We start from the raw sequence: 6,263 nt of genomic DNA, 5'->3' as shown, positions 1-6,263 counted from the left end.
CCCACTATTCAGTACAAATCCCGACAGCACGTCCATGAAGCGCCGCTCGGCGAGCAGCGACTTGGCGGCATCCGCAAGATAGGCGCGGAGTTCTGGCGGAGCAATCCGAAGCTCCTCCAGAAGGGTGTCTCTTCCTTTGATCACGGCCACGAAATCTTCAAGATCGTGGCTGGCCTGAAAGTCCATCTTGCCTCTTGTGCGAAATGCTTCCATCTTGGTGCCAAGGAAGAAGGGCGCAGTAATGACGCGGATCATGAGGCCGCTCGACAGATTCAACGGAGAGGCATACTTGATTGCGGATGCGTACCAGCGATTCGTAAACCCAAGCGCTGCTTCCTCGATCGCCATGGCGTCGAGAATCAAAGAGGCGTTATTGCTGGCTGCACTGTTATGCCGCTACCCAGTGCAAGGTAGTCGCGCCACTTGGTGAGTGGCGCTGCAAAGTTATCCCGCCACCTGTTTCATAGGTACCCCACAAGCTGGTCGCGGGCGATCAAAGTTGTCGAAACGACCTTGGGGGAACCTCGCCTGCAATCTCGATCTTTCTCGATGAGTGACTTGGCAATTATGCACTTATTGACAGGCCGGAGAAGGCCACTACCTCGTAGTTTCCGAAAACACCGTATTTCTGGAGCTACAAACTCTGCTAGTTCTCGGGCGGGCGCTCGATGTCGTCCATGGATAGCCGTTCAACAGGCTCTTTGGCGGTCTTCAAGCGCAAGCCGAGTTCAGCGAGGCATTCAGCGGTCGAGAGATCCTGCTCTGTGGGACTGTCCGCCTTGGGATCATTGTCGTCTCCCTGCGCAACCGGAAGGGAGAAGGTGTACGCAGCAGTTAAGCCAGTGTGGTCGACAACGTGACGGTCGAAATGTGCCCCAAGGAGTTCGGCGAGCTGCTGTTGCTTTGTGAGGAGGAGAGCTTGTGTATCCAAATGATCGACCCGCATGGAGTTTCTGACCTATCCTTGAGGAGTCCGGGGTCTCTATCGCGGAGAGAGGCGAGACATGCTCACTAATGAGGTCACCATAACTACCGCTGGCCTTTCCGATCCACTCAGGCGCATTACAGCTCACCAGGCCAAGTTCCTGAGCTTTCTGTCCGCCCGCGTTGAAGACAAGGCGGCTGCCGAGGACATCCTCCAGTCGGCATACCTGAAGGCTGTGGAGCACGGCTCCGAGATCCGTGACGCCGAGAGCACGGTCGCTTGGTTCTATCGCATTCTTCGCAACGCGGTAACGGATCACTATCGGAGGCGAGCTGCTCGGACCAACGCCCAGGATGCGTTCGCGGCAGAAGCACCCCTCAGCTACGAAGCCGAGATTGCGCAGACAGCCTGCGCCTGCATCGGGGACGTGATCCACGACCTGAAGAGCGAATACCGCACGGCGATCGAAGAGGTGGACCTCGGTGGCGCGACCGTAGAAGCGTTCGCTCAATCTCAGCAGATATCGGCTAACAACGCCTCGGTACGGCTGCACCGTGCCCGAAAGGCGGTCGCAAAGAAACTTACGACCGTCTGTGGCGCCTGCGCCGAACACAAATGTCTCGATTGCACCTGCCGGCGAAGCCAACTGTAAGACTGTGCCTGCTCATGCGTCAGCAACAGTACAGGAACGAGGAGGCAATATGTGCTGCTGCTCTAAATCGAACAAAGACCCCATGAATACCACCCGGACAACCGTTGAACCGACGAGCCCGCCAACGACCGATCCGGTCTGCGGGATGACGGTTGATCCTGCCAATGCACCGTCCGTCGAAAATGGCGGAACGAAGTTCTATTTTTGCTGCCAGGGATGCGCTGCGAGGTTCCGCGGTGACCCAGCCCAGTATCTCCAGCGAAAGCAGGCCGCCCATTGATCCAATCGATCGCGAAAGAGAGCCCGAAGGCTGATTACACCTGCCCGATGCACCCCGAGATACACCAGTCGGGGCCGGGCAGTTGTCCAAAGTGCGGCATGGCGCTCGAGCCAGCGACCATCGAAGCTCCCTCGTCACGAACGGAGTACACCTGCCCGATGCATCCGGAGATTGTGCGCGATGCGCCGGGCTCGTGCCCTATCTGCGGAATGGCGCTGGAGCCGCGCACGGTCTCAGTCGGCGACGAGAATCCTGAACTGGTCTCCATGACGCGGCGCTTCTGGATCGGGGCAGCGCTCACGCTTCCACTGCTCGCGGTGATGGTTTCGGACATCCTGCCGGGTCATCCGATTCAACATCTGCTGTCGGGAGCCCTGCTCGGCTGGATTGAATTTGCTCTCGCGACGCCGGTAGTCCTTTGGGCAGGCTGGCCATTCTTCGAGCGAGGCTGGCAGTCGGTCATCCACCGCAGCCCCAACATGTTCACACTGATTGCGATCGGTTCCGGATCCGCCTATCTCTATAGCGTCGCCGCCGTTGTTGCGCCGAGCATCTTTCCGGCAGCTTTTCGCGATAGGTCGGGCAATCTTGGCTTCTACTTTGAGGCAGCGGCGGTCATCACCGTCCTGGTTCTGCTCGGCCAGGTACTGGAGCTGAAGGCCCGCAGCCAGACGAGCGGCGCGATCAAGGCGCTGCTGGGACTGGCTCCCAAGACCGCGCGGCGCATTGACGCAGACGGAACCGATATCGATGTCGATCTGAGCGCGATTCAGGTGGGCGACAAGCTTCGTGTTCGTCCAGGCGAAAAAATTCCAACAGATGGAGTTGTGACCGAAGGACGAAGTTCGGTGGACGAGTCGATGGTCAGCGGCGAACCTATCCCAGTCGAGAAGACCGTCGATGCCAAGGTAGTCGGCGGCACCATCAACGGAACCGGAAGCTTCGTGATGAGGGCAGAGAGAGTCGGTGCGGACACGCTGCTGGCTCAGATCGTGCGGATGGTGAGCGAAGCCCAGCGTTCCCGTGCGCCTATCCAGCGGCTGGCAGACAAAGTCGCTTCCTGGTTTGTTCCGGCAGTCTTGGTGTCTTCTGTCATCACATTTATCGTCTGGGCCATCTTCGGTCCTCCGCCAGCGTATGCGCACGCTCTGGTAAACGCCGTCGCAGTCCTCATCATCGCCTGCCCTTGCGCACTGGGGCTGGCAACTCCAATGGCAATCATGGTGGGGACGGGTCGCGGTGCAGCGGAAGGGATTCTGATCCGAGATGCCGAGGCGCTGGAGACGTTCGAGAAGGTGAATACCTTGGTCGTGGACAAGACTGGCACGCTCACCGAAGGCAAGCCGCGTCTCACATCGGTGATTCCTGCGGAAGGTTTCGACGAGATACAACTCCTCCAGATGGTTGCAAGTCTCGAAAAGGCGAGCGAACATCCGCTTGCGGCGGCCATCCTGGCTGGCGCGAAAGAGAAGGAGATTGAGTTACTCGCCGTGACCAATTTTCAGTCTATTACCGGGAAAGGCGTCACCGGACAATTGCAATCGAAGCATGTTGGCATCGGCAACGCAGCCCTGATGGCGGACCTGGGCGCTACATCTGATGCGCTGAACGATAAAGCTGCTGCGCTCCAAAAAGAGGGGCAGACCGTGATGTTTATTGCGTCGGACGGGAAGTTCGCGGGGCTGATAGCCGTCGCCGACCCAATCAAAGATACAACCCTCGACGCCATTCAGCAGTTAAAGGAGGAAGGCATCCGTGTCCTGATGGTGACCGGGGACAACCACACGACTGCTGCGGCAGTTGCAGCGAAGCTGGGAATCGATTTTGAGGCTGACGTGCTACCAGAGAAGAAGGCAGACGTAGTCAAGAAGCTGCAGGCGGAGGGCGCGATCGTAGCCATGGCTGGGGACGGCGTGAACGACGCTCCCGCGCTCGCACAGGCGAATGTAGGGATCGCCATGGGAACCGGTACGGACGTCGCGATGAAGACCGGCGGCATCACCCTGGTGAAGGGCGACCTGCGCGGAATCGTCAAGGCACGCCGGTTGAGCCAGCGGACCATGTCCAATATTCGGCAGAATCTATTCTTTGCCTTCTTCTACAACGCGCTCGGAGTGCCGCTCGCGGCTGGCGTTCTTTACCCGATCTTCGGACTACTCTTAAATCCAATGATCGCCGCTGCGGCCATGAGTTTCAGCTCGGTGTCCGTGATTACGAATGCGCTCAGGCTGAGGGCGGTAAAGCTATAAATAAGGCTCGTGGCCGGAGTCGGAGGCTGCAACACATTGCAACCGTGGCCGCACCTCGTAGCTGTCACAGAACTAGCGGCCTGGCGTAATTGCTGGCAGCATTCAGCTTTGAGCGCTCGCTACAAGCCTTCGGTTGCAGCCTTCGTCGCCACAACAATCCCGTATCCAAGGTGATTGGCTGCAATTGCTTCCTGCGCGGCCTTGGAAAACGCCTTGGCCTGACTCAGGTCTAACCCTGGCAGTTCTAACTTTCTCAAGCCAATCATGATTTCTGCCGTCAGCAGCTTTGTCCGTATGCTCTGGACCATCTCCTGTAGATAGTGGTTCCTCTGCTCGGCCTTCGCAACGCGCAGCCCGCTGGCCGCCAGCCAGTCAGCGTAGCTCTGAAGGGGCTGGGCATCCCCGATGCAGGCAATCCACGCAAGCAGTCCGTCCAACTCCGGAAGGGACGCGCCATCTCTAGTGATATCGCTGATGCCCACTCGTCCTCCGGGCTTGAGGACGCGCTCGAACTCGGAGGCCGCTGTCTGCTTGCTGGGGAATGTGCAGAAGGCGCACTCGCAAACGATTGCGTCGAAGCATTCGGAATCGAACGGCAACGCCTCGGCATCTGCCAAACGAAACTCTACCAACGCACTCAGGCCGCGCGACGCTGCCTGGGTACGCGCCTCGAGTACATTCTGGTCACTGAGGTCCACTCCGATCACGCGGCATCCAAATCTCTCGGCAAGGAAGAAGGCCGTCGTGCCTTTTCCCGAGGCGACGTCGAGGACAAGGCCGGCAGGACTCAAAGCCAGCAGGGATGCCAACTCCTCGGTGAGTGGCAAACCGCCGGGGTGGAAGCTATCGCCGAGAAGATACTTGGCCGCGTCGCTGCCATAAACGTTCGCGCAGCACTGCTTGATGTCTGTTGAATCGGCAGGTCGAGTCTCAGTCATTCGAAGGCACCCTCTCGATTGAGGTCAGCGTCGGATGAGGCTTGGCTGTCATATCAAACTCAACCGGCTTAACGAGGTAGGGCGTGCTCTCGTGCCGGGACCGGCGACGTTCCGGCTCCATCGCGTCTAACTGGGCTCGGGCCTGCTCGCGATAGCCGATCGTGTTGTAGGAACAGAACGGAACCTGCTTGCCTCCCGGCAAGAGGAACTCCTTGCAGCACTTCATCAAGTTCTTCTGGTTGAACGTCCACGGGTCCATAAAATCCGTCAGCATAATCATCAGCATATTTTGTGCGATGTCTCCGACCGTCAGACTTTCAGGAAGCCCACAGGCCTGGCAGGAGACCGAGAACTGCTCCGCTGACTTTTGGGAACCTGACACTGATGAAGAAGACCAGAGGCCTTCCAGGGCCTTCTTAATCTCAAGGCTGAAGTCGGGCATCACGCGGTTCGTAATGTAGTCGAGGTACTCATAGACATTGACGATGCGGGAGAGCGGAGTAACTTTTTCCCCGTCGATGAATGCGTATGTGACGGAATTGCAGGTCGGGAAGCAACATGGAACAGGGATGAAATCAGAGACGATGAACTTCTTCTCCGTCTGCTCTTCGATCATCTTGACGATGTCTGGAATCGTGATGCGCTGCATCGGGTCGTGCTGCATGTGTCGGCCAGCATGGAAGGCCGGCTGGAAGTTGATTCCGCGCACCGCCGGGTGCTTGATGGCGAAGTCGATGATCTTGCCGATCTCATGCTCGTTGACCCCCCGTTCGATGGCGGGTACCAGCGTCACATTCAGGCCAATGGCTGCAAGCCGATCCAACGCCAGGAGTTTCTCGGCCAGAATATCCGGCTCACCGCGAATGATGCGATACGTCTCGGAGTCGAAACCGTCAAATTGGAAGTAGAGCGAGGGACGAACCTCGTTCAACTCGGCGAGGAATCGGTCATCGTGCGCGATGCGCTTTCCGTTGGTGTTGATCATGGTGAACGGAATGCCACGATCCTTGGCTGCGCGAACGAAGTCCAGAATCTGCGGATGAATCGTTGGCTCACCGCCGGAGAACTGAATGACCTCCGGTGCGCCTTCGGTGCGGATGAAGTCGTCAAGCATCGCTTCTACTTCCTCCATCGTAAGGCTGAAGCCGGGACGGGCTGATGCAAAGCAGAGGGGGCAGTTCATGTTGCAGTTGCTGTTAACCTCGATGATGCCGAGGCA

Annotated in this window: 4 protein-coding genes and 2 pseudogenes; 2 read left to right on the top strand and 4 right to left on the bottom strand. The window is 58.2% G+C overall.

Annotation, left to right across the window (positions count from 1 at the left end):
• Both VMU57_RS00865 and VMU57_RS00860 read right to left on the bottom strand, forming a co-directional pair.
• Positions 1 to 348 (bottom strand): annotated as a pseudogene (locus tag VMU57_RS00865) (hypothetical protein); the annotation flags it as partial.
• A gap of 298 nt (positions 349 to 646) precedes the next feature.
• A complete protein-coding gene (locus VMU57_RS00860; protein WP_325379816.1) occupies positions 647 to 946 on the bottom strand; it encodes a TIGR03435 family protein in 300 nt (99 codons plus the stop codon).
• Between the two features lie 58 nt (positions 947 to 1,004).
• Between VMU57_RS00860 and VMU57_RS00855 the strand changes: the two genes are divergently transcribed.
• A complete protein-coding gene (locus VMU57_RS00855) occupies positions 1,005 to 1,577 on the top strand; it encodes a sigma-70 family RNA polymerase sigma factor (RefSeq protein WP_325379814.1) in 573 nt (190 codons plus the stop codon).
• A gap of 145 nt (positions 1,578 to 1,722) precedes the next feature.
• Positions 1,723 to 4,106: pseudogene (locus VMU57_RS00845) on the top strand (heavy metal translocating P-type ATPase).
• A 119-nt stretch (positions 4,107 to 4,225) separates the two neighbouring features.
• On the opposite strand, the gene VMU57_RS00840 reads toward VMU57_RS00845, so the two are convergent.
• Positions 4,226 to 5,044 carry a class I SAM-dependent methyltransferase gene (locus tag VMU57_RS00840; RefSeq protein WP_325379808.1) on the bottom strand — a complete coding sequence of 273 codons (819 nt, stop codon included), beginning with the start codon at positions 5,042 to 5,044 and terminating at the stop codon, positions 4,226 to 4,228.
• A partial coding sequence (locus VMU57_RS00835) for a radical SAM protein (RefSeq protein WP_325379806.1) occupies positions 5,037 to 6,263 on the bottom strand: 1,227 nt, incomplete at its 5' end. The genes VMU57_RS00835 and VMU57_RS00840, both read right to left, overlap by 8 nt.

Source organism: Edaphobacter sp., assembly GCF_035532915.1.
In the GTDB taxonomy this organism is placed as follows: Bacteria; Acidobacteriota; Terriglobia; order Terriglobales; family Acidobacteriaceae; genus Edaphobacter.
Note: the sequence above shows the minus strand (reverse complement) of the source record. Positions and strands in the feature narration are given on the sequence as shown.

What these genes read in the sequence shown, in the direction of transcription:
- VMU57_RS00840 (WP_325379808.1), bottom strand. Translation starts at nt 5,044, where the DNA reads ATGACTGAGACTCGACCTGCCGATTCAACAGACATCAAGCAGTGCTGC.
- VMU57_RS00860 (WP_325379816.1), bottom strand. Translation starts at nt 946, where the DNA reads ATGCGGGTCGATCATTTGGATACACAAGCTCTCCTCCTCACAAAGCAA.
- VMU57_RS00855 (WP_325379814.1), top strand. Translation starts at nt 1,005, where the DNA reads ATGCTCACTAATGAGGTCACCATAACTACCGCTGGCCTTTCCGATCCA.